The 18287-nt window shown below is 72.5% G+C and carries 20 protein-coding genes; 16 read left to right on the top strand and 4 right to left on the bottom strand.

All coding sequences use genetic code 11. From position 1 onward, the window contains the following. Positions 1–71: 71 nt before the first annotated feature. From radA to BJY14_RS24520, 3 genes are all read right to left on the bottom strand, one after another. Positions 72–1529, bottom strand: a complete 1458-nt coding sequence (radA, locus tag BJY14_RS24510; protein WP_179845772.1) for a DNA repair protein RadA — start codon at positions 1527–1529, stop codon at positions 72–74. 61 nt (positions 1530–1590) lie between these two features. Continuing rightward, positions 1591–2667 (bottom strand): alpha/beta fold hydrolase, encoded by a 1077-nt coding sequence (locus BJY14_RS24515; RefSeq protein WP_179845773.1) that lies wholly within the window; start codon positions 2665–2667, stop codon positions 1591–1593. 36 nt (positions 2668–2703) lie between these two features. Continuing rightward, a complete protein-coding gene (locus tag BJY14_RS24520; RefSeq protein ID WP_312879386.1) occupies positions 2704–3402 on the bottom strand; it encodes a class I SAM-dependent methyltransferase in 699 nt (232 codons plus the stop codon). Positions 3403–3531: 129 nt separating this feature from the next. Between BJY14_RS24520 and BJY14_RS24525 the strand changes: the two genes are divergently transcribed. The 9 genes from BJY14_RS24525 (at position 3532) to BJY14_RS44545 (ending at position 10685) form a co-directional block, all read left to right on the top strand. Continuing rightward, complete coding sequence (locus BJY14_RS24525; RefSeq protein WP_179845775.1) at positions 3532–4419, top strand: sugar phosphate isomerase/epimerase family protein; 888 nt, start codon at positions 3532–3534, stop codon at positions 4417–4419. Next, on the top strand, positions 4416–5015 hold the full coding sequence (locus BJY14_RS24530; protein ID WP_179845776.1) for a TetR/AcrR family transcriptional regulator: 600 nt from the start codon (positions 4416–4418) through the stop codon (positions 5013–5015). The genes BJY14_RS24525 and BJY14_RS24530 overlap by 4 nt, the downstream gene beginning before the upstream one ends. Before the next feature lie 122 nt (positions 5016–5137). Further along, a complete protein-coding gene (locus BJY14_RS24535) occupies positions 5138–5887 on the top strand; it encodes an ABC transporter ATP-binding protein (protein WP_246396076.1) in 750 nt (249 codons plus the stop codon). Further along, complete coding sequence (locus tag BJY14_RS24540) at positions 5884–6618, top strand: ABC transporter permease (RefSeq protein WP_179845777.1); 735 nt, start codon at positions 5884–5886, stop codon at positions 6616–6618. The genes BJY14_RS24535 and BJY14_RS24540 overlap by 4 nt, the downstream gene beginning before the upstream one ends. A 121-nt stretch (positions 6619–6739) precedes the next feature. After that, positions 6740–7909 carry an LCP family protein gene (locus BJY14_RS24545; protein ID WP_179845778.1) on the top strand — a complete coding sequence of 390 codons (1170 nt, stop codon included), beginning with the start codon at positions 6740–6742 and terminating at the stop codon, positions 7907–7909. Between the two features lie 60 nt (positions 7910–7969). Beyond that, a complete protein-coding gene (locus BJY14_RS24550; RefSeq protein ID WP_179845779.1) occupies positions 7970–8890 on the top strand; it encodes a proline dehydrogenase family protein in 921 nt (306 codons plus the stop codon). 102 nt (positions 8891–8992) lie between these two features. Next, complete coding sequence (gene proC, locus BJY14_RS24555) at positions 8993–9787, top strand: pyrroline-5-carboxylate reductase (protein ID WP_179845780.1); 795 nt, start codon at positions 8993–8995, stop codon at positions 9785–9787. A 75-nt stretch (positions 9788–9862) separates the two neighbouring features. Then, a complete protein-coding gene (locus BJY14_RS24560) occupies positions 9863–10297 on the top strand; it encodes a hypothetical protein (protein ID WP_179845781.1) in 435 nt (144 codons plus the stop codon). A 232-nt stretch (positions 10298–10529) separates the two neighbouring features. Then, on the top strand, positions 10530–10685 hold the full coding sequence (locus tag BJY14_RS44545; RefSeq protein WP_218905579.1) for a hypothetical protein: 156 nt from the start codon (positions 10530–10532) through the stop codon (positions 10683–10685). On the opposite strand, the gene BJY14_RS24565 is transcribed toward BJY14_RS44545, so the two are convergent. Then, complete coding sequence (locus BJY14_RS24565) at positions 10682–11680, bottom strand: alpha/beta hydrolase (protein ID WP_218905580.1); 999 nt, start codon at positions 11678–11680, stop codon at positions 10682–10684. The two genes, BJY14_RS44545 and BJY14_RS24565, sit on opposite strands and share 4 nt — an antisense overlap. A 169-nt stretch (positions 11681–11849) precedes the next feature. Here BJY14_RS24565 and BJY14_RS24570 point away from each other — a divergent pair, with 169 nt between their 5' ends. The 7 genes from BJY14_RS24570 to BJY14_RS24600 all read left to right on the top strand — a co-directional run bounded on the left by BJY14_RS24570 (position 11850) and on the right by BJY14_RS24600 (position 18254). Further along, positions 11850–13064 carry an acetoin utilization protein AcuC gene (locus BJY14_RS24570; RefSeq protein WP_179845782.1) on the top strand — a complete coding sequence of 405 codons (1215 nt, stop codon included), beginning with the start codon at positions 11850–11852 and terminating at the stop codon, positions 13062–13064. Between the two features lie 36 nt (positions 13065–13100). Further along, positions 13101–13970, top strand: a complete 870-nt coding sequence (locus BJY14_RS24575) for a phosphatase (protein WP_179845783.1) — start codon at positions 13101–13103, stop codon at positions 13968–13970. Positions 13971–14343: 373 nt separating this feature from the next. Next, positions 14344–14547 (top strand): helix-turn-helix domain-containing protein, encoded by a 204-nt coding sequence (locus tag BJY14_RS24580; RefSeq protein WP_021591693.1) that lies wholly within the window; start codon positions 14344–14346, stop codon positions 14545–14547. Positions 14548–14918: 371 nt separating this feature from the next. Further along, a complete protein-coding gene (locus tag BJY14_RS24585; RefSeq protein WP_018654693.1) occupies positions 14919–15017 on the top strand; it encodes a 30S ribosomal protein bS22 in 99 nt (32 codons plus the stop codon). A 49-nt stretch (positions 15018–15066) separates the two neighbouring features. Continuing rightward, a complete protein-coding gene (locus BJY14_RS24590) occupies positions 15067–16062 on the top strand; it encodes an NAD-dependent epimerase/dehydratase family protein (protein ID WP_179845784.1) in 996 nt (331 codons plus the stop codon). 32 nt (positions 16063–16094) lie between these two features. After that, complete coding sequence (locus BJY14_RS24595) at positions 16095–17042, top strand: lysophospholipid acyltransferase family protein (RefSeq protein WP_179845785.1); 948 nt, start codon at positions 16095–16097, stop codon at positions 17040–17042. Between the two features lie 30 nt (positions 17043–17072). Then, positions 17073–18254 (top strand): low temperature requirement protein A, encoded by a 1182-nt coding sequence (locus BJY14_RS24600; protein WP_179845786.1) that lies wholly within the window; start codon positions 17073–17075, stop codon positions 18252–18254. The last annotated feature ends 33 nt before the right edge of the window (positions 18255–18287 follow it).

Consider the following 18287-nt stretch of genomic DNA (forward strand, 5'->3'; position numbering starts at 1 on the left):
GGGCCGCGCACTGGTTCCTCCCCAGGTCGCAAGCGTGCGTTGTGTGGAGTAATACTCTGGCGGGACGCCCGTCAGGGCGCGGTAAACGCGACCTGCAGCGCTTGCTGGAGGCTGTCGACCTCCATCACTTTCATGCCTTCGTAGCTGCTGAGCTGCGGATCCGCGCGTTTGAGGGGCCCGTCGGCGAGTTCGAGGGAACCGCGTGGGATGACGGCGTACTTGAATCCGAGCCGGGCCGCCTCGGCCAGCCGCCGCTGGACGCCGGGCACGATGCGGACCTCCCCGGCGAGGCCCACCTCGCCGAGCGCGATGAGGCTGGTGGACAGGGCCTGCTCGACGGTGGAGCCCGCGACGGCGAGGCCGAGGGCCAGGTCGACGGAGGTCTCGGCGAGCCGGACGCCGCCGACGGTGGAGACGTACACGTCCTGCTCGTGCATGGAGATCTTGCAGCGCTGCGCGAGGACGGCGAGGACCATCGCGACGCGGGAGGTGTCGAGGCCGGAGGTGGCGCGCCGCGGCGCGGGCAGGTGCGACTTGGCGACGAGCGACTGCACCTCGGCGACGAGGGGGCGGCGCCCTTCGAGGGTGACGGTGACGCAGGTACCGGGGACGGCCTCCTCGCGGCGGGTGAGGAACAGGCCGCTCGGGTCGGGCAGCCCGACGATGCCGACCTCGGACAGGTCGAAGCAGCCGAGCTCGTCGGTGGGGCCGTACCGGTTCTTCATGGCGCGGATCATGCGGAGCCGGGAGTGCCGGTCGCCCTCGAAGTACAGGACGACGTCGACCAGGTGCTCCAGCAGGCGCGGCCCGGCGATCGAGCCTTCCTTGGTGACGTGGCCGACCAGCACGACGGTCATGCCGCGCTCCTTGGCGACCCTGATCAGGTTGGCGGCGACCTCGCGGACCTGGGTGACGCCGCCGGGCGCGCCGTCGGCCTCGGAGGTGCCGATCGTCTGGATGGAGTCGACGACGAGCAGCCCGGGATCGACCGACTCGATGTGGCCGAGGATGGCCGACAGCTCCGTCTCGGCCGCCAGGTACAGCCGGTCGGTGATCGCGCCGACGCGGTCGGCGCGCAGCCGGACCTGCTCGGCCGACTCCTCGCCCGTCACGTACAGGACGTTCCCGCTCGGCGAGCCCTCGGAGCCCGCCGGGCCCCCGGAGCCTTCGGAGCCGCCGGACGCCGTCGAGGCCAGGGCGGCGACCTCCAGCAGCAGCGTCGACTTGCCGATGCCGGGCTCGCCCGCCAGCAGCAGGACGGCCCCGGGCACGATGCCGCCGCCGAGGACGCGGTCGAGCTCGTCGAGGCCGGTGGAACGGGTCTGCGCGGAGCGCACGTCGACCTGCCCGATCGGGCGGGCCGGCGAGCTGACCGGCCCGGCCGACACGACCCGGGCCGGGGTCGCCGACGCGGCCTCGGTGACCGTTCCCCATGTCTGGCACTCACCGCAGCGCCCGACCCACTTGGAGGTCTGCCACCCGCACTCCGAGCACCGGTAGGCGGCCTTGGCCGTCTTCGCCTTCGCCATGCGCGGAAGCGTAGGGCCGGGCACCGACAGTATTCACCCCGCGCCCGGGCGCGGCGGGGGGTCAGCTCTCCTTGCGGGCCCGTTCGATCAGGTCGCCGAGGTGGTCGGACACGACGCCGGGACGTTCGAGCATGGCCATGTGCCCGGCGCCGGGCACGACCTCCAGCCGCCCCGACGGCGCGCAGGAGGCGATCTTCAGGCTGTGCTCGACCGGGGTGAGCAGGTCGTTCTCCGCGCCGATGACCAGGGTGTCGGCGCCGCCGAGGGACGCGCACTCGCTGATCACCTCGGTGGTGATCATGGAGCGGAAGAAGTCGGCGAAGGCGTCCATGCGGGTGTCGGCCATCATCTGCTCGGCGAAGGCGACGGCGGCGGGGCTGGCGTCCGGGCCGAAGGCGACCATGTCCTCGACGAGGGCGGCGGCGTCGCGGCCGAGGTGGCGGACGCGCTCGATGACGCCCGAGCCGGCGCCGAGCGCGCCGAGGGCGGCGGGCACGAGGCGGTGGGTGGTGCGCGCGATGAGCGCGGGCATGCCGAGCGTGACCTCGCCGAGGCCGCCGGACGAGGTGCACAGCAGCCCGGCCGCGAGGATCTTGCGTCCGACCAGGCCGGGGTTCTCGTCGGCGTACCGCATGATGGTCATGCCGCCCATCGAGTGGCCGACCAGGACGACGGGCGTCTCGGCGGGGACGGTCGCCTCGATGACGGCGCCGAGGTCGCGGGCCAGCCGGGGGACGGCGTAGCCGTCGCGGGCGCCGCCGTCGGAGCGGCCGTGGCCGCGGTGGTCCCAGAAGACGAGGCGGCCGAGGCCGCGCAGGGCCTTGCGCTGGAAGTGCCAGGAGTCCTGGGTGAGCGTCCAGCCGTGGCAGAACACGACCGCGAGGTCGGTGCGGTCCTCGCCGTCGATCTCGGCGTAGAGGCGGGTGCCGTCGTCGGCGCGGACGGGCAGGGGGCGGCCGCGCAGCGACCCGAACGGCTCGCCCGCGAACGGGTCGGGACGCAGTTGCAGGCGGCGCATGGCGCGGCGCTGGGCGACCAGCCCGGCGCCGGCGCCGGCCGCGCCGAGGGCGGTGGCGGCGAGGAGACCGCCGAGCGCCCTCCCGGCGGTGGCTCGGCTCGTGGCGGCGGCGCGACCCATGGTGCGTTCCTCCCGGATGGCCAACTGACTGGTAACTCAGGGGCAACGCCACCACAAATTCACGGCATAGTCCACCTCAAGGCCGGGGTGTTCGCGCAGGCAGGCGTCGGCGAGATCGCGGGGGAACTCGATCCGCAGGACGGCGGCCAGGTCGTCGCGGCTCTGGAACGCCCACCGGATCGTCAGCGGCTCCCGGTGGAAGCCGCGCCGCGTCCAGAAACGCTCGACGGCGGCGGGGTCGTACTTCGGCAGGCTCCGCTGGAACCAGCGGCCGAACGTGGAGCGGGTGGCGTCGTTGTCGATGATGAGGATCGCGCCGCCGCGCCGGACGACGCGGTCCAGCTCGGCGAGGCCCGGCTCGCATCCGGGGCCGAAGAAGTAGGCCCACCGCGCGTGGGCGACGTCGATGGACGCGTCCGGGATCGGCAGTGCCTGCGCGGTGCCGGTGCGCACGGTGACGTTGGGAAGGTCCCGCGTCCGGCGCGCGGCGGCGGAGGCGAGCCCGGCGTGCGGCTCCACGCCGATCACGCGCCGCGCGTCCTCGGCGAAGAACGGCAGGTGGAAGCCGGTGCCGCAGCCGACGTCGAGGACGTCGGCGCCGTCCCAGGGACGGATGGCGCGCATCGCGGCGGCCAGCACGCCGTCGGGGTCGACGGCGCGGTTCTCCAGTTCGTAGACCTGGGGGGAGTTCCAGATGTTGGGGCTGGGCACGGCGCCCCGCGCGATCTCGGCCACGGAGACAGAGGGTAGCGGCGGCTCCGGCGGAGCAAGCGAGATCACTCCCGGCGAGTGTCTCATCACGCCCGTCGCGGCATAGGCTCTCTTCTACGACACAGCCGAGCGATCATTCATGGCGAGGAAGCCTTGGCACCGCAGCACAACGGCGCCCCTTCACCGGCGCTCCGCGTACCGGACGCGCCGATCACGCTGTCCACCGCGTCGGTGTACCCGGAGAAGGTCCCGAGCGCCTTCGAGATCGCCTCGCTGCTGGGCTACGACGGCATCGAGGTGATGGTCTCGACGGACGCCTCGTCCCAGGACCTGAACGTCCTGCGCCGGCTGTCGGACTACCACCAGGTCCCCATCAAGTCGATCCACGCGCCGTGCCTGCTGCTCACCCAGCGGGTCTGGGGACGCGACCCTTGGGGCAAGTTGGTGCGCTCCAAGGACGTCGCGGAGGAACTGGGCGCGGAGGTCGTCGTCGTGCACCCGCCGTTCCGCTGGCAGCGCGACTACGCGAAGGAGTTCGTCGAGGGCCTCGCCCGCATGCAGGACGAGACGGACGTGCTGTTCGCGGTGGAGAACATGTTCCCGCTCAAGGCGCGCGGCGCCGAGGCGGGCATGTACCTGCCCGACTGGAATCCCGTCGACCAGGACTACCCGTACGTGACCCTCGACCTGTCGCACACCGCCGTCTCGGGTTCGGACGCCATCGACATGGCGGGGAGCCTGGGCGACCGCCTGCGCCACATCCACCTCGCCGACGGTGTCGGGATCACGAACAAGGACGAGCACCTCGTCCCGGGCCGGGGCAACCAGCCGTGCGGGGCGATGCTGGAGAACCTCGCCGAGGGCGGCTTCAAGGGCCACGTCGTCCTGGAGGTCAACACGCGGCGCGCGTCCAGCCGGATCGAGCGGATGGAGGACCTCGCCGAGGCCCTCGCGTTCGCGCGCCTGCACCTGGCCGCCGCCGCCCACACGTGGGAGGTCACCTCGGCCGGGGAGATCACCCGCCGGGGCGTCCGCCGGTGAGCGAGGCGGGGGCCGGGACGCGCGGCCGGGGCCCGGGCCGCAGGCCGGGCCCGACCGAGACGCGCGAGAAGATCCTGGCCGCCGCGCGGGACCTGTTCGCCGAGAAGGGCTACGACGGCGCGTCGCTGCGCGCCATCGCCCGCGCCGCGCAGGTCGACCCCGCGCTGGTGCACCACTTCTTCGGCAACAAGGAGGGCGTGTTCGTCGAGGCGATGCGCTTCCCGGTGGATCCGAGCGTGCTGCTGCCGCACATCATGTCGTTCCCCCGCGACCGCATCGGCGAGGCGATGGTCCGCACGTTCCTCCAGGTCTGGGGGGACGAGGACCGCCGCGCCCCGATGCTCGCGATGCTCCGCTCGGCGATGACGAACGAGCGGGCGGTGGTGCTGCTGCGCGAGTTCGTCACGTCGGCGCTGTTCGGGCGGGCCTCGCAGGCGACGGAGGCGGCGCCGCTGGCGATCCAGGCGGCCGCCGGCCAGATGATCGGGCTGATGATCCTGCGCTACGTGCTGTGCGTCGAGCCCCTGGCCTCCGCCTCCGAGGACGAGCTGGTCGAGCTGGTGGCCCCCACCCTCCAGCGCTACCTCGCCTCCTGAGCCCGCGCGCTCCGCCGCCCTTCGACGTTCCTTCCGCTCCTGACGGGCCTCTTTGGCGAGCCCCCTTCCGATGGGCCCTTCGGCCTCTTGACCGTGGCCCCGTGTCGGCCTAAATTCAACACATGATGAGTTCTAGTCCGGCGGATGCGTCCGCCCCCGCGGTGGAGGTGCGCGACCTGCGGATCGACCGCGGGGGCCGGGAGGTGCTGCACGGGCTCACCTTCGACGTCCCGCGCGGCTCGATCGTGGGCCTGCTCGGCCCGAGCGGCTGCGGGAAGACGACCCTGATGCGGGCCATCGTCGGCGTCCAGATCGTGCGGAGCGGCGCGGTGACCGTGCTCGGCGAGCCCGCCGGGTCGCCCGGCCTGCGGCGCCGCGTCGGGTACGCGACGCAGACGCCGGCCGTCTACGCCGACCTGACCGTCGCCGAGAACCTGCGCTACTTCGCCTCCGTCCTCCGCGCGCCGCGCTCGGACGTGGCCCGCGTCATCGACGAGGTCGGCCTCGGGCGCAGCCGCGACCAGACGGCGGCGACGCTGTCGGGCGGGCAGCTCAGCCGCGCCAACCTCGCCGTGGCCCTGCTCGGCGCGCCCGAGCTGCTCGTCCTGGACGAGCCGACCGTGGGGCTCGACCCGGTGCTGCGGCAGGAGCTGTGGGAGCTGTTCCGCGAGCTGGCCGAACGGGGCGCCACCCTGGTCGTGTCCAGCCACGTCATGGACGAGGCGGGACGCACCGACCGCCTGCTGCTGATGCGCGAGGGCGACGTCCTCGCCGACGGCACGCCGGACGGCCTGCGCTCGCGCACCGGCGCCCCCGACCTCGAAGGGGCGTTCCTCCACCTGATCCACGAGAAGGCCGGGAGCCCCTCATGAGCGCCGCCGTCACGTTCGCCACGATGCGGCGCATCCTGGCGCAGCTCAAGCACGACCACCGCACGCTCGCCCTGCTCATCGGCGTGCCGACCCTGCTGATGATCCTGCTGCGGTACGTGTTCGACCAGCCGGCGGCCTTCGACCGGATCGGGCCCATGCTGCTCGGCCTGTTCCCGTTCACCGTCATGTTCGTGGTGGCCAGCGTCGCCACCCTCCGCGAGCGCACGAGCGGCACCCTCGAACGGCTGATGACGATGCCGCTCGGCAAGCTCGACCTGCTGCTCGGCTACGCGCTGGCCTTCGGCCTGCTCGCGCTCGTCCAGGTCGCCGTCGTGCTGGCCGTGTCGCTGACCTGGCTCGGCCTCGACCTGAACGGCTCGCTGGCGTCCCTCGTCCTGGTCTCGCTGCTGGACGCGCTGCTCGGCATGGCCCTCGGGCTGTTCGCCAGCGCGTTCGCCCGGACCGAGTTCCAGGCCGTCCAGTTCATGCCCGCGTTCGTCCTGCCGCAGCTGCTGCTCTGCGGCCTGATCATCCCGCGCGGGGAGATGGCGTCCTGGCTCCAGGCGATCGCGGACGTCCTGCCGCTGTCCTACGCGGTCGAGGGCATGCAGGAGATCGGCGCCAGTCCGGACTTCACCGGCACCCTGGCCCTGGACGTCTCCGTGATAGCCGCGTTCGTGGTGGTCGCGCTCCTGCTGGGCGCGGTGACCCTGCGCCGCCGGAGCGGGTGAGCGCCCGGCGAACGACCCGCGAACGGGGGGCCGGGTTTACACGGACGTCCGGTTACGCCGCAACCGGACAGGTGGGCCGAAGTCGGCCATCCCTGCCCGGTGCTGCTGGTAGCTTCGCGCCATGACCTCCCCTGATCTTCACGGCTCCCAGGTGCCGCCGAGGCCCGACGAGGGGGCGCCCGCGCCCGCGGGGCCCGAGGCTCCGGGCGCTCCGGGCGCCCCGGGAGGGGACGCCGACGCCGCGTTCTGGGGCGGCTCGGACGGCGGCGGCGAGACGCGGCGCAAGCGGCGCTGGCCCCGCGTCCTGATCGCCGTGGGGGTGTTCGTGGCGCTGGTCGTGGCCGGTCTCGGCGGGCTGGCGTGGCAGCGGCAGTCGTCCTACAACGGCAACATCGACCGGATCAAGGGCGTGATGCCGGACGACGCCCAGAAGCGTCCGGGCGCCAACGTCGAGGGGACGGAGAACTGGCTGCTCGTCGGCTCGGACTCGCGGGCCGACGCGACGACCGGCGAGGGCAACCAGGTCTGGAAGCCGGGGCAGCAGCGCACCGACACGATCATGCTGCTGCACCTGCCGGCGGACCGGAAGAAGGCCTACATCATCTCGTTCCCGCGCGACTCGTGGGTGGAGATCCCCGGCTACGGGCAGCAGAAGATCAACGCGGCGTTCTCGTTCGGCGGGCCGAAGCTGCTGATCGAGACGTTGGAGAGCCTCACCGGCATCCGCATCGACCACTACGGCGCGATCGACTTCGAGGGCTTCAAGTCGATGACGGACGCGCTCGGCGGCGTCACGGTCAACATCAGGCAGGGCGTGTACGACCCGGCGCGCAAGAAGCGCTGGGAGGCGGGTCGGCAGAAGCTGAACGGCGAGGACGCCCTGCTGTTCGTCCGGCAGCGCTACAACCTGCCGAACGGCGACTTCGACCGGATCAAGCGGCAGCAGGCGTTCCTCGGCGCGCTCGCCAAGCAGGCCGCCGACCGGGGCACGCTCACCAACCCGCTCAAGCTCGACCGGTTCCTGTCGGCGCTCACCAAGTCGATCAGCGTGGACGAGGGGGTGTCGGCGGGCGACCTGCGCTCGCTGGCGCTCGGCATGCGCAGTGTCCGCCCGTCGGACGTGATGTTCATGACGCTGCCGCACAAGGGCACCGGCATGCGCAAGCGGCAGAGCGTCGTGTTCCTGGACGGCGGGAAGGCGAAGGCCCTCTTCGAGGCGGTCAAGACCGCGCGGATGAAGGAGTACGTCCAGCAGTACGGCGCCGGCAACAGCCTCGGCACCGTGTCGTGAGCGCCCGGCCCCGGCGGCATAACCTGGGACGGTAGGCCCAGGGGACGAGGGGTTCGCACAGTGCTTCGTCAGGCATTGCTGGTCGCGTCGCGCAGCGGCGGCGCGCGCAGGGTGGTGGAGACCGCGCCGTTCACCGGTGACGTGGTCCGCCGCTTCGTGGCCGGGGAGACGATCGACGACGCCCTGCGCGTCACCGGCGGGCTGACCGACGAGGGCCTGCTCGTCAGCCTGGACGTCCTGGGCGAGGACACCCACGACGAGGGCCGCGCAGAGGCGAACGCCGCCCACTATGTCGAGCTTCTGGGACGGCTGGGCGCCTCCGGGCTCGGGAGGCGCGCCGAGGTGTCCCTCAAGCTGTCGGCCATCGGCCAGACCTTCGACGAAGACCTCGCTCTGGAGAACGCGCGACGCGTGTGCGCCGCCGCCCGCTCGGCCAGCACGACGGTCACCATCGACATGGAAGAGCACACGACGGTCGACTCGACGCTGGCTACCGTCCACGAACTGCGGCGTGACTACCCGGACGTGGGTGCGGTCGTCCAGGCGTACCTGCGTCGCGCAGAGGAGCACTGCGCGGACCTGGCCTACGAGGGTTCGCGGGTGAGGCTGTGCAAGGGCGCCTATGGGGCGCCTGCGGCGGTCGCCTTCACCGACAAGGAGGAGGTCGACAGGTCGTACGTGCGGTGCATGAAAGTGCTGATGGCAGGCAAGGGCTACCCGATGCTCGCCACGCACGACCCCCGGCTGATAGAGATCGCCGGCGCGCTGTCGGTGCTGAACGAGCGCGACGACGACACCTTCGAGTACCAGATGCTCTACGGGATCCGCCCGCAGGAGCAGCGCCGCCTCGCCGCGGAGGGCGCGCAGGTCCGCGTCTACGTCGCCTACGGGCGCGAGTGGTACCAGTACTTCATGCGCCGGCTCGCCGAGCGGCCCGCCAACCTGCGCTTCTTCATGCGCTCCCTCGTCGGGCGCTCTTAGGGCTCCGAGGGCGGTCCGAGCGCCGGTCGCCGGACGGCGCCGCCCGGCCCGGCCCGGCGATAGGCTGGACGGGTCTTTGGAACCCCACGTCAAGGTATGTCGATGATCGCGATTCTGGGTGCCGGGAAGATGGGCGAGGCGCTGCTGTCCGGGGTGCTCCGGGCCGGCCGCCGTCCGTCCGAGCTGATCGCCACCGCGCGCCGGGAGGAGCGGGGCGCGCTGCTGCGGGAGCGCTACGGCGTGCAGATCGTGTCGAACGCGGAGGCCGCCGCGACCGCCGAGACGCTCGTCCTCGCGGTGAAGCCGCAGGACATGGGGGCCCTGCTGGAGGAGGTCGGCCCGCACGTGCCGGCCGGCCGGCTGGTGATCTCGATGGCGGCGGGCATCACGACGGGGTTCGTCGAGGAGCGGCTGCCGGACGGGGTGCCCGTCGTCCGCGTCATGTCGAACACGCCCGTCCACGTGGACGAGGCGATGAGCGTCATCTCGCCCGGGTCGCACGCCGGCGAGGAGCACCTGAAGCTGGCCGAGGAGCTGCTGTCGCCGGTCGGCAAGGTGCTGCGCATCCCCGAGTCGCTTCAGGACGGCGCCACGGCCCTGTCCGGCAGCGGGCCGGCGTACTTCTACTACCTCGTCGAGGCGATGGTGGACGCGGGCATCCTGCTCGGGATGCCGCGCGCCGCCGCGCTGGAGATGGTCATCCAGTCGGCCGTCGGCGCCGCCGTCATGCTCCGCGACTCCGGGGAGCATCCGGTGCTGCTGCGCGAGGCCGTGACGTCCCCGGGCGGGACGACGATCTCGGCGATCCGCGAGCTGGAGCGGCACGGCGTCAGGGCCGCCGTCCTGGAGGCGATCGAGGCGGCCCGCAACCGGGGGCGCGAGCTCGCGAGCGGCTGACCCGGGACGGGCGCGCCCCGGGGATGTCCGTCTCCGACCATTGAGCCGGGCCGGGGCCGCGTCCGTGTAGTAGGTATGGGACTCATACTCCGCCTGATCGTCGCCGCCGGGCTGGCGGCCGATGCGATCGTGCACTGGAAGTTCGCGCCCGACATGGCCTTCGTGCAGGGCGGCTCCATTGACGGAGACCTGCTGTTCCGCGTCCAGGCCGCGGTCGCCGGGGTGGTCGCGGTGATCGTCCTCACCTACGCGACGCGCTGGGCGTACGCGCTCGCCTTCGTCGTCGCGGCCAGTGCGGCGGGCGCCGTCGTGCTCTACTACTACGTCGACGTGGGCGCGCTCGGCCCGCTGCCGGACATGCACGAACCCGTCTGGTACGCCGAGAAGACGATCAGCCTCGCCGGCGAGGGCGGCGCCGCGCTGGCCGCTCTGGTCGGCCTCTTCGCCGCCGGACGCGGCCGCCGCGCGAGCGACGAGATCCCCGACCCCGAACCCGCCGGCCGCTTCTGACCCGGGCCGCCGCCGGCCCGGCCGGGCCGCTGCGGCGATCATCCGACGGTCCCCTCCCAAGGCGCGGGAGGCGAAACGGCGCGCGGAGCGAAAGCCCGTGGGGTGACGCCCCGCGATGGGGACCGAGCGTGACGAGGTCCGTGCGGGGCGTAGGAGAAGATCACGATTTCGGCGGTGTGACCGGGTCCGCCGGGCTACCATCGAATTGATCTTGGAAGTCTGGGGGCCCCGGATGGAAGAACGGCGCGAGCGTCCGACCGGCATGCCGTTCCCGGCGTCCGCCCTGCACAGGGCGTTGCTCAAGGCGCGGGTCCCGCGGTTCATGGCCGACCACGCGGCCGCCCTTCTGGCCGGGCTTTTGGAGAAACGGACGGATCGCCGGGACTAGGCGGCCTTCGAGCGCTTCCTCGCCCTGGGGTGCTTGCCCGTCCCGCCCGTCACGGTCCGGACGAAGTGGGCGGCGTCGCGCATGGCGGCGTTCGCCTCAGGGAGCACGCGGTTCAGGATCTGGAAGACGTGCATCTGCCCCTTCCAGATCTGCAGGTCGCAGTGGGCCCCGGTGCGGCGCAGGGCGTCGGCGAACGCCTCGGCCTCGGTGCGCAGCACCTCGGCGCCGCCCACCTGGATGAGGATGGGCGGCATGTCGTTCCAGGCGCACGTGAGCAGGGCCAGCCGCGGGTCCTCGAACCCGGTCGGCCCCACGACGAGGCGGGCGATCCGGCGCGCCGAGGACGCGCTGATGTAGGGGTCGCGGGCTCGGCTCTGCGCGTCCATGGACAGCTCGCAGGTCAGGTCGACCCACGGGGAGAACAGCATGAGCCCGGCCGGGCCCGGCAGGCCCTGGCGGCACAGTTCGCCGGTCAGCGCGGCGGACAGGTGCCCGCCCGCCGAGTCGCCCGCGAGGACGATGCCGGACGCCGGAACGCCCCGATCGAGCAGCCAGCGGTAGGCGGCGACGGCGTCCTCCAGCGGGGCCGGGAACGGGTGCTCGGGCGCGAGCCGGTACCGCGGGGCGAGGATCGGCAGGCCCGTGTCGAGCGCGAGCCGCGAGGTGATGGGGCGGTGGGTGCGCGGCGAGCAGAAGACGTAGCCGCCGCCGTGCAGGTAGAGGACGGCGCCGGGGGCGTTCTCCTCGACCGCGTCGCGCGGAACGATCCACTCGCCCCTGACCGGGAGGCCGCCGTCGCCCCCGGGCGCCGGGTCGTTCAGCGACTCGACCCGCACGTGGGGGCTGTGCCGCAGCAGCAGGGACGCGGCGTCCACCGTCGAGCGCGCGGTGCGGATGCTGGTCGCGTGGCCAGGAAGGTAGTGCAGGAACGGACGGACGCCCAGACGGAGCGCGTTGCTGATCGCTCGGCTGCGAACGCTGGGGTCGCCGTCCAATTTGCACCCCCCGTAGGAGATATCTGCCTGACGGATGTATGCCCGTTTCCGGCATGTAACTCACGTCACAAGTGTGTTGCGGGCGGCGGCCTCCGGGCGGGTGCCCCGCCGCGTCCGCGTGCCGGGAGCTGTGGGCCAGGTCACGTGCCCTGCGCGATACCGTGAGGTCATGAGCAGTCCCGATTCGTCCCAGTCCGCCGGTCCCGAGAACTGCGAACTGGAGATCTTCTGGGACGAGCGGCTCATCTCCTACGACTTCGGTCCCGGCCACCCCATGAACCCGGTGCGGGTCGAGCTGACGATGGCGCTCGCCCGCGGGCTCGGCGTCCTGGACCGCCCGAACGTGCGGGTCTCGGCGTTCGAGGCCGCCGGCGACAAGCTGCTCCGGCTCGTCCACGAGGAGTCCTACATCGCGGCGGTCAAGCACTCCGGCGCCACCGGGCTGCCCGAGCCCGGGCACGGCCTCGGTACCCCCGACAACCCGGTCTTCCTCGGCATGCACGAGGCGTCCGCCCTGGTCACGGGGGCGTCGGTGGCCGCCGCCGAGGCGGTGTGGACGGGCCGCGCCGAGCACGCCGCGAACATCTCCGGCGGCCTGCACCACGCGCTGAGCGACGCCGCCAGCGGGTTCTGCGTCTACAACGACCCGGCCGTCGCGATCGCGTGGCTCCTGGAGAACGGCGCCGAGCGCGTCGCCTACGTCGACATCGACGTCCACCACGGCGACGGCGTCCAGGCGGCCTTCTACGACGACCCGCGCGTGCTGACGATCAGCCTGCATGAGTCCCCGCGGACGCTGTTCCCCGGCACCGGCTTCCCGGACGAGACCGGCGCGGACGGCACCTCGGTCAACATCTCGCTGCCGCCCGGCACCGGCGACCGGCCGTGGCTGCGCGCGTTCGAGGCGATCGTCCCGCCGCTGCTGCGCCGGTTCCGCCCGGACGTCCTCGTCACCCAGCAGGGCGCCGACGGCCACGCGCTCGACCCGCTCGCCCACCTGATCCTCAGCGTGGACGGCCAGCGGACGGCGTACGCGTTGCTGCACCGGCTGGCGCACGAGACCGCGGGCGGCCGGTGGGTCCTCACCGGCGGCGGCGGATACGAGCTGGTCCAGGTCGTCCCGCGCGCGTGGACGCACCTGCTCGCCGAGGCGGCGGGCGGCCCCGTCCCGCCGGAAACGGCGACCCCGGACGACTGGCGCGAGTTCGTCCGGCAGCGGACCGAGGAGATCGCCCCGCGCCGCATGACGGACGGGACGGAGACGGTGGAGGTCAGCAGGTGGGGGGACGGCTACGACCCGGGCAGCCCCGTGGACCAGGCGGTGCTGGCGACGCGCCGCGCGGTGTTCCCCGAGCACGGCCTCGACCCGATGACCGACGAGTGAAGCCTCCGGAGACCCCTCGCCCATGAAGACCCGCCCATGAACCAGACGACCCCCGCGTCCGGAGGCCCCGTGCCCACCAGGGACGAGCTGCGCGCCCACCTCGTGCGAACGATGATCGCCGGCGACGTGGCCACGCCGCGGCAGAACAACCTGCTGCACTTCCGGCGCATGGCGGGCGGCGACCCGTACTACCAGTTCGGCCTGGATCTGAAGCCGTCGTGGTCGGAGCGGTCGGTGCTGGAGATGATGGTCGAGCGGTGCGGCGTCGACCCCGATCCGATGCATCTGTACGGGGACGACACCATCGATCCCGAGATCACGCTCGACACGCTGGAGGCGATGGGGGAGCGCATCGGCCTCGCGGCGCGGCGCCGGGAGCGCGTGGTCCTCGCGACCGGGCATCCGTCCACGCTGACGCCGCTGTACCAGGCGGTCGCGGGGGCGCTGCGGGAGGCGGGCTGCCGGGTGCTGACGCCCGCGGCCGGCTGGACCTACGAGGTCGACGCCGGGTACGGCGGCTCGGAGCTGCGCCGCATCGTCTACGCCGCTCCGGGCGTCGCGATGCTGGAGGGCGAGGATCTCCGCACGCACCACACGCACGACCCGCATCCGATGGAGGCCATGCTCAGGGAGCTCGCCGCTAGCGGGTCCGGCGAAAATTCGGAAGCTAAACCAGATATCTGGCCGGATCTGGCCATCGCCGACCACGGGTGGGCCGGAGCCGCCGGGCAGGCGGGCATCGACACCGTGGGGTTCGCGGACTGTAACGACCCGGCGCTGTTCGCCGGGGCCGCCGAGGGCAAGATCGACGTGGTCGTCCCGCTCGACGACGGCGTCTCCGCGCACCACTACGCGCCCCTGACCGCGTACATCCTTGATCGCGCGGGCCTGCGGCCGGCCGGCTGAGAGGCCGGCCGGGCCGCCCGTCCGGAGGCTTACTCCGGGGGGACTCCTGGGTGGCGGCTTCTCGCCTGTCACGCCCTGTGACAGGGCTGCCGTAACGAGGCGCATGAGCGTGCGGAGAGGCGTCTGGCGCAGCGGAACCGCCGGTCATCTCGGGGTTCTGGTTAACAAATGTTCGTCGGGACACGCGCGGTACCGTCGCGTCCACCCTCCGTAGGGAATCAGCACTGTATCCCCACGGTCAGGTCGGATACGGAAATGTGCGGAACTCCCCTCTTGCGACTGCCGGTACGCGATTTACGCTGGAGGAAGTACACGTGCGTGATCAAAGTCACCCGAAGGGCCGGTGCGCGGCACGTGTGGAAGAGGGCGTCCGATGACCTCAGGCGAGCGACCTCTGAGCGAGGTCAGGTTCCTGACCGTCGCCGAAGTGGCGGCGGTGATGCGGGTGTCCAAGATGACCGTCTACCGCCTCGTCCACTCGGGCGAACTGCCCGCGATCCGCGTGGGCCGCTCGTTCCGGGTTCCCGAGCAGGCCGTCCACGATTACCTGCGCGACGCGTACATCGAAGCCGGATAACGGGTAGGGGCGGGGCATGACCCCGCCGCGAACTCAGTACCCGGCCGTGCAGGGGGCGTCGGGAAGGTCCCGAGGGGCCGTCCCGAAGCTGGGGAAGCAGGACGAGGACCGGCAGAACGGTCCGGACACCGGACGGACGGGCGATGGCCGCAGGCCACGCCCGCCCGGAAGGGACGGTGCCCGGCGCCGTGCGACGCGCGGTGCCGGCCGCCGTCCGTGCCGGCCGTCCCCGGGCCGCGGGGCAGGCCGCGGCATGATCTCCACCCACGCAGCGGTACCCTGGGGCCTCGGACCGTGCGCGCTTGCCGAGACTCGCTCTCCAGCGGCACGCCCGTCTCCTGCACATCACCCGAGACTCCGAGCGAGGTTCCGTGGGCTCTGTCATCAAGAAGCGCCGCAAGAGGATGGCCAAGAAGAAGCACCGCAAGCTTCTGAAGAAGACGCGCATCCAGCGCCGCAACAAGAAGTAGCGACCACACCGGCCGTCCAGCCGTGAAGGGGTAGGGCCCAGTGTCGTCCATGCCCGCCGCCGCGGCCCGTGTCGTCCTCGTCACGGGCGTCTCCCGTTTCCTGGGGGCGCGGGTCGCGAACACCCTGCAAGCCGACCCGGGCATCGAGCGTGTCATCGGGGTGGACACGGTGCCGCCGGACGCGTCGCTCGGCCGCACCGAGTTCGTCCGGGTCGACATCCGCACGCCCGGCATCGCGAAGATCATCGCGTCGGCGGCGGTGGACACGGTGGTGCACCTCAACCTGGTGACGTCCTCCTCGGTTCCGCGGGCGAAGGTCAAGGAGCTGAACGTCATCGGGACGATGCAGCTGCTCGCGGCCTGCCAGCGCTCGCCCGACATGCGCAAGCTGGTCGTACGGTCGTCGGCGGCCGTGTACGGCTCCTCCCCGATGGACCCGGCCGTGTTCACCGAGCGGGACGAGCCCGTCGAGGCGCCCAGGTCCGGCTATGCCAAGGACGCCGTCGAGGTCGAGGGATACGTCCGCGGGCTGATGCGGCGGCGCTCCGACCTGGCCGTGTCGGTGCTGCGGTTCGCGAACTTCCTCGGCCCGGGCGTCGACTCGCCCCTCACCCGGTACCTGCGCCTGCCGGTCGTCCCGACCGTGCTCGGGTTCGACCCTCGGTTGCAGTTCGTCCACGAGGACGACGGCGTCGAGGTGCTGCGGCGCATGACGGTCGAGGACCACCCCGGCTGCTACAACGTCGCCGGCGACGGCGTGCTGCTGCTGTCGCAGGCCCTCCGGCGCGCCGGGCGGCCCTACCTGCCCGTCCCGTCGCCGTCCATCTCGGTGCTCGGCGACATGGGGCGCCGCTTCGCGGGCCTGTCGGGGTTCTCGCCGGAGCTGCTGCGCTGGCTGACCTATGGCCGGGTCCTCGACACCACCGCGCTGGAACGCGAGCTGGCGTGGCACCCGAAGTACAGCTCCGAGGCCGCCTTCGCCGACTTCGCCGCCGCCCGGGGCTTCGTCCGCGGCGGCCTGGCGTCCCTGCTGGGACGGGCCTGAGCCGTTTGGACCCGCCTGAGAGGAGAGCCGAGATGATGAACGACGCGCACCCCGGGGACGATGAGGGCGCGCAGGTCATCCGGCTCGCCGCGGTCCGCGAGGACCCTCCGGGCGACGACGCGCCCGGTGACGGCCGTCCGGGCGAGCGCGGCCAGTTCGAACAGACCCTGGCCTCCGGGCTGGCGTTCCTGCGGCGCCGGCTGACGGGCGAGTACGAGGTCGACGAGTTCGGCTTCGACCCCGAGTTCAACTCCACCGTCCTCCTCCCGCTGGCCCGCGCCCTCTACGAGCACTGGTTCCGCGTCGAACTCGACGGCCTGGAGAACATCCCCGAGGGCGGCGCCCTCCTCGTCGCCAACCACTCCGGCACGATCCCGCTCGACGCGCTCATGCTGTCGGTCGCCCTGCACGACCACGCCGACCGGCAGGTCCGCCTGCTCGGCGCCGACCTCGTCTACCAGATCCCCCTGCTCGGGCATCTGTCGCGCAAGGCCGGCCACACGCTCGCCTGCCAGGCCGACGCCGCCCGGCTGCTCGGCAAGGGCGAGCTGGTCGGCGTCTTCCCCGAGGGCTTCAAAGGCGTCGGCAAGCCCTTCTCCGAGCGCTACAAGCTGCAGCGCTTCGGCCGCGGCGGCTTCGTCGGCACCGCGCTGCGCGCCGGCGTGCCGATCGTGCCGTGCGCCATCGTCGGCGCCGAGGAGATCTACCCCAAGATCGCCGACCTGCGCCCGCTGGCCCGCCTCCTCGGCCTCCCCTACTTCCCGGTCACGCCGACGTTCCCGCTGCTCGGCCCCGCCGGGCTCGTCCCGCTGCCGTCCAAGTGGGTGATCCGGTTCGGTGAGCCGATGACGCTGGACGGCTACGACGCGGACGCCGCCGACGACCCCATGACGGTCTTCGAGATCACCGACCACGTGCGCGAGAACGTCCAGCACATGCTCTACGAGACGCTGCTGCGCCGGGGCCCCGCCTTCCTCTGACCGGCCGTGAGCGGCCCTAGAGTGTGCGCCATGGCGCCGCTCCGCACCCCCATGGTCGCTCGCGACCTGGGTGAACCCCACCGCGTCTCCAGCCCCCTGGAGCTGCTGTTCGACCTGACGTTCGTCGCCGCGGTGTCCCAGGTCGCCGGGCGGTTCGCCCACGCCATCGAGGGCGGCCACGTGGAGGGCTCGCTCGCGCCGTTCCTCATGACGTTCTTCGCGATCTGGTGGGCGTGGATGAACTTCACGTGGTTCGCCTCCGCCTACGACACCGACGACGTCCCGTACCGGCTCATGACGTTCGTGCAGATGGCGGGCGTCCTCATCCTCGCGGCCGGGGTGCCCGACGCGTTCGACGGCGACTTCACCACCGTGACGATCGGCTACCTCGTCATGCGCGTCGGCCTGGTCGCCCTCTGGCTGCGGGCGGCCGCCGCGCATCCCGAGGGCCGCGCCACGGCCCTGCGGTACGCGGTCGGGCTGTCGGTCGTCCAGGTGTTCTGGGTGGCGCGGCTCGCCCTGCCGGACCAGGGCCCGATGTGGGTGTTCTTCGTCTGCGCGGCGCTCGACCTGGCCGTCCCGCCGATCGCGGAGCGGCCCGGCATGACGACCTGGCACCCGCACCACATCGCCGAACGATACGGGCTGTTCACGATCATCCTGCTGGGGGAGAGCGTGCTCGCCTCCACGAACGCGGTGCAGGACGCCGTGGAGCACGGGATCGGCGGCGCCCTCGTCACGATCGCCCTCGCCGGGCTCGCCATCCTGTTCGCGCTCTGGTGGATCTACTTCTCCGAGCCGGCGGGCGAGGGCCTGGAGCGCCGCCGCGACCGGTCCTTCCTCTGGGGGTACGGCCACTACTTCGTGTTCGCCGCGCTCGCCGCCATCGGCGCCGGCCTGGAGACGGCGGTGGCCTCCTCCGGCCGCCACATCGAGGCGGGGACGCTGCTGGTGGCCGGCTCCGTCACCGTGCCGGTCGCCGTCGTCCTGGTCATGCTGTGGGTGCTGCACACCCCGATGCGGCGCATGAACGCGTATCCGGGGTTCCTCGTCGCCGCGGCCGTCCTGGTCCTCCTCGCGACCTTCGCCGCCCCCGCCATCGGCATCCCGGGGACCCTCCTCCTCACGGCCGCGCTCCTGGCGCTCCTCCTCACGACCACGCTCACCCGCCCGGCGCCGAGGCCCCGGACCGCCGACCTGCCGCCCGCCTGAGGGCGGACGTCCCGGACGGCTCGTGTCATCCTG

Source organism: Actinomadura luteofluorescens (assembly GCF_013409365.1).
Lineage (GTDB): Bacteria > Actinomycetota > Actinomycetes > Streptosporangiales > Streptosporangiaceae > Spirillospora > Spirillospora luteofluorescens.

Coding starts and splice junctions, on each gene's coding strand:
- BJY14_RS24560 (WP_179845781.1), top strand. CDS start 9,863: ATGGGACTCATACTCCGCCTGATCGTCGCCGCCGGGCTGGCGGCCGAT.
- proC (WP_179845780.1), top strand. CDS start 8,993: ATGATCGCGATTCTGGGTGCCGGGAAGATGGGCGAGGCGCTGCTGTCC.
- BJY14_RS24600 (WP_179845786.1), top strand. CDS start 17,073: ATGGCGCCGCTCCGCACCCCCATGGTCGCTCGCGACCTGGGTGAACCC.
- BJY14_RS24540 (WP_179845777.1), top strand. CDS start 5,884: ATGAGCGCCGCCGTCACGTTCGCCACGATGCGGCGCATCCTGGCGCAG.
- BJY14_RS24515 (WP_179845773.1), bottom strand. CDS start 2,667: ATGGGTCGCGCCGCCGCCACGAGCCGAGCCACCGCCGGGAGGGCGCTC.
- BJY14_RS44545 (WP_218905579.1), top strand. CDS start 10,530: ATGGAAGAACGGCGCGAGCGTCCGACCGGCATGCCGTTCCCGGCGTCC.
- BJY14_RS24595 (WP_179845785.1), top strand. CDS start 16,095: ATGATGAACGACGCGCACCCCGGGGACGATGAGGGCGCGCAGGTCATC.
- BJY14_RS24580 (WP_021591693.1), top strand. CDS start 14,344: ATGACCTCAGGCGAGCGACCTCTGAGCGAGGTCAGGTTCCTGACCGTC.
- radA (WP_179845772.1), bottom strand. CDS start 1,529: ATGGCGAAGGCGAAGACGGCCAAGGCCGCCTACCGGTGCTCGGAGTGC.
- BJY14_RS24590 (WP_179845784.1), top strand. CDS start 15,067: ATGCCCGCCGCCGCGGCCCGTGTCGTCCTCGTCACGGGCGTCTCCCGT.
- BJY14_RS24575 (WP_179845783.1), top strand. CDS start 13,101: ATGAACCAGACGACCCCCGCGTCCGGAGGCCCCGTGCCCACCAGGGAC.
- BJY14_RS24570 (WP_179845782.1), top strand. CDS start 11,850: ATGAGCAGTCCCGATTCGTCCCAGTCCGCCGGTCCCGAGAACTGCGAA.
- BJY14_RS24545 (WP_179845778.1), top strand. CDS start 6,740: ATGACCTCCCCTGATCTTCACGGCTCCCAGGTGCCGCCGAGGCCCGAC.
- BJY14_RS24535 (WP_246396076.1), top strand. CDS start 5,138: ATGATGAGTTCTAGTCCGGCGGATGCGTCCGCCCCCGCGGTGGAGGTG.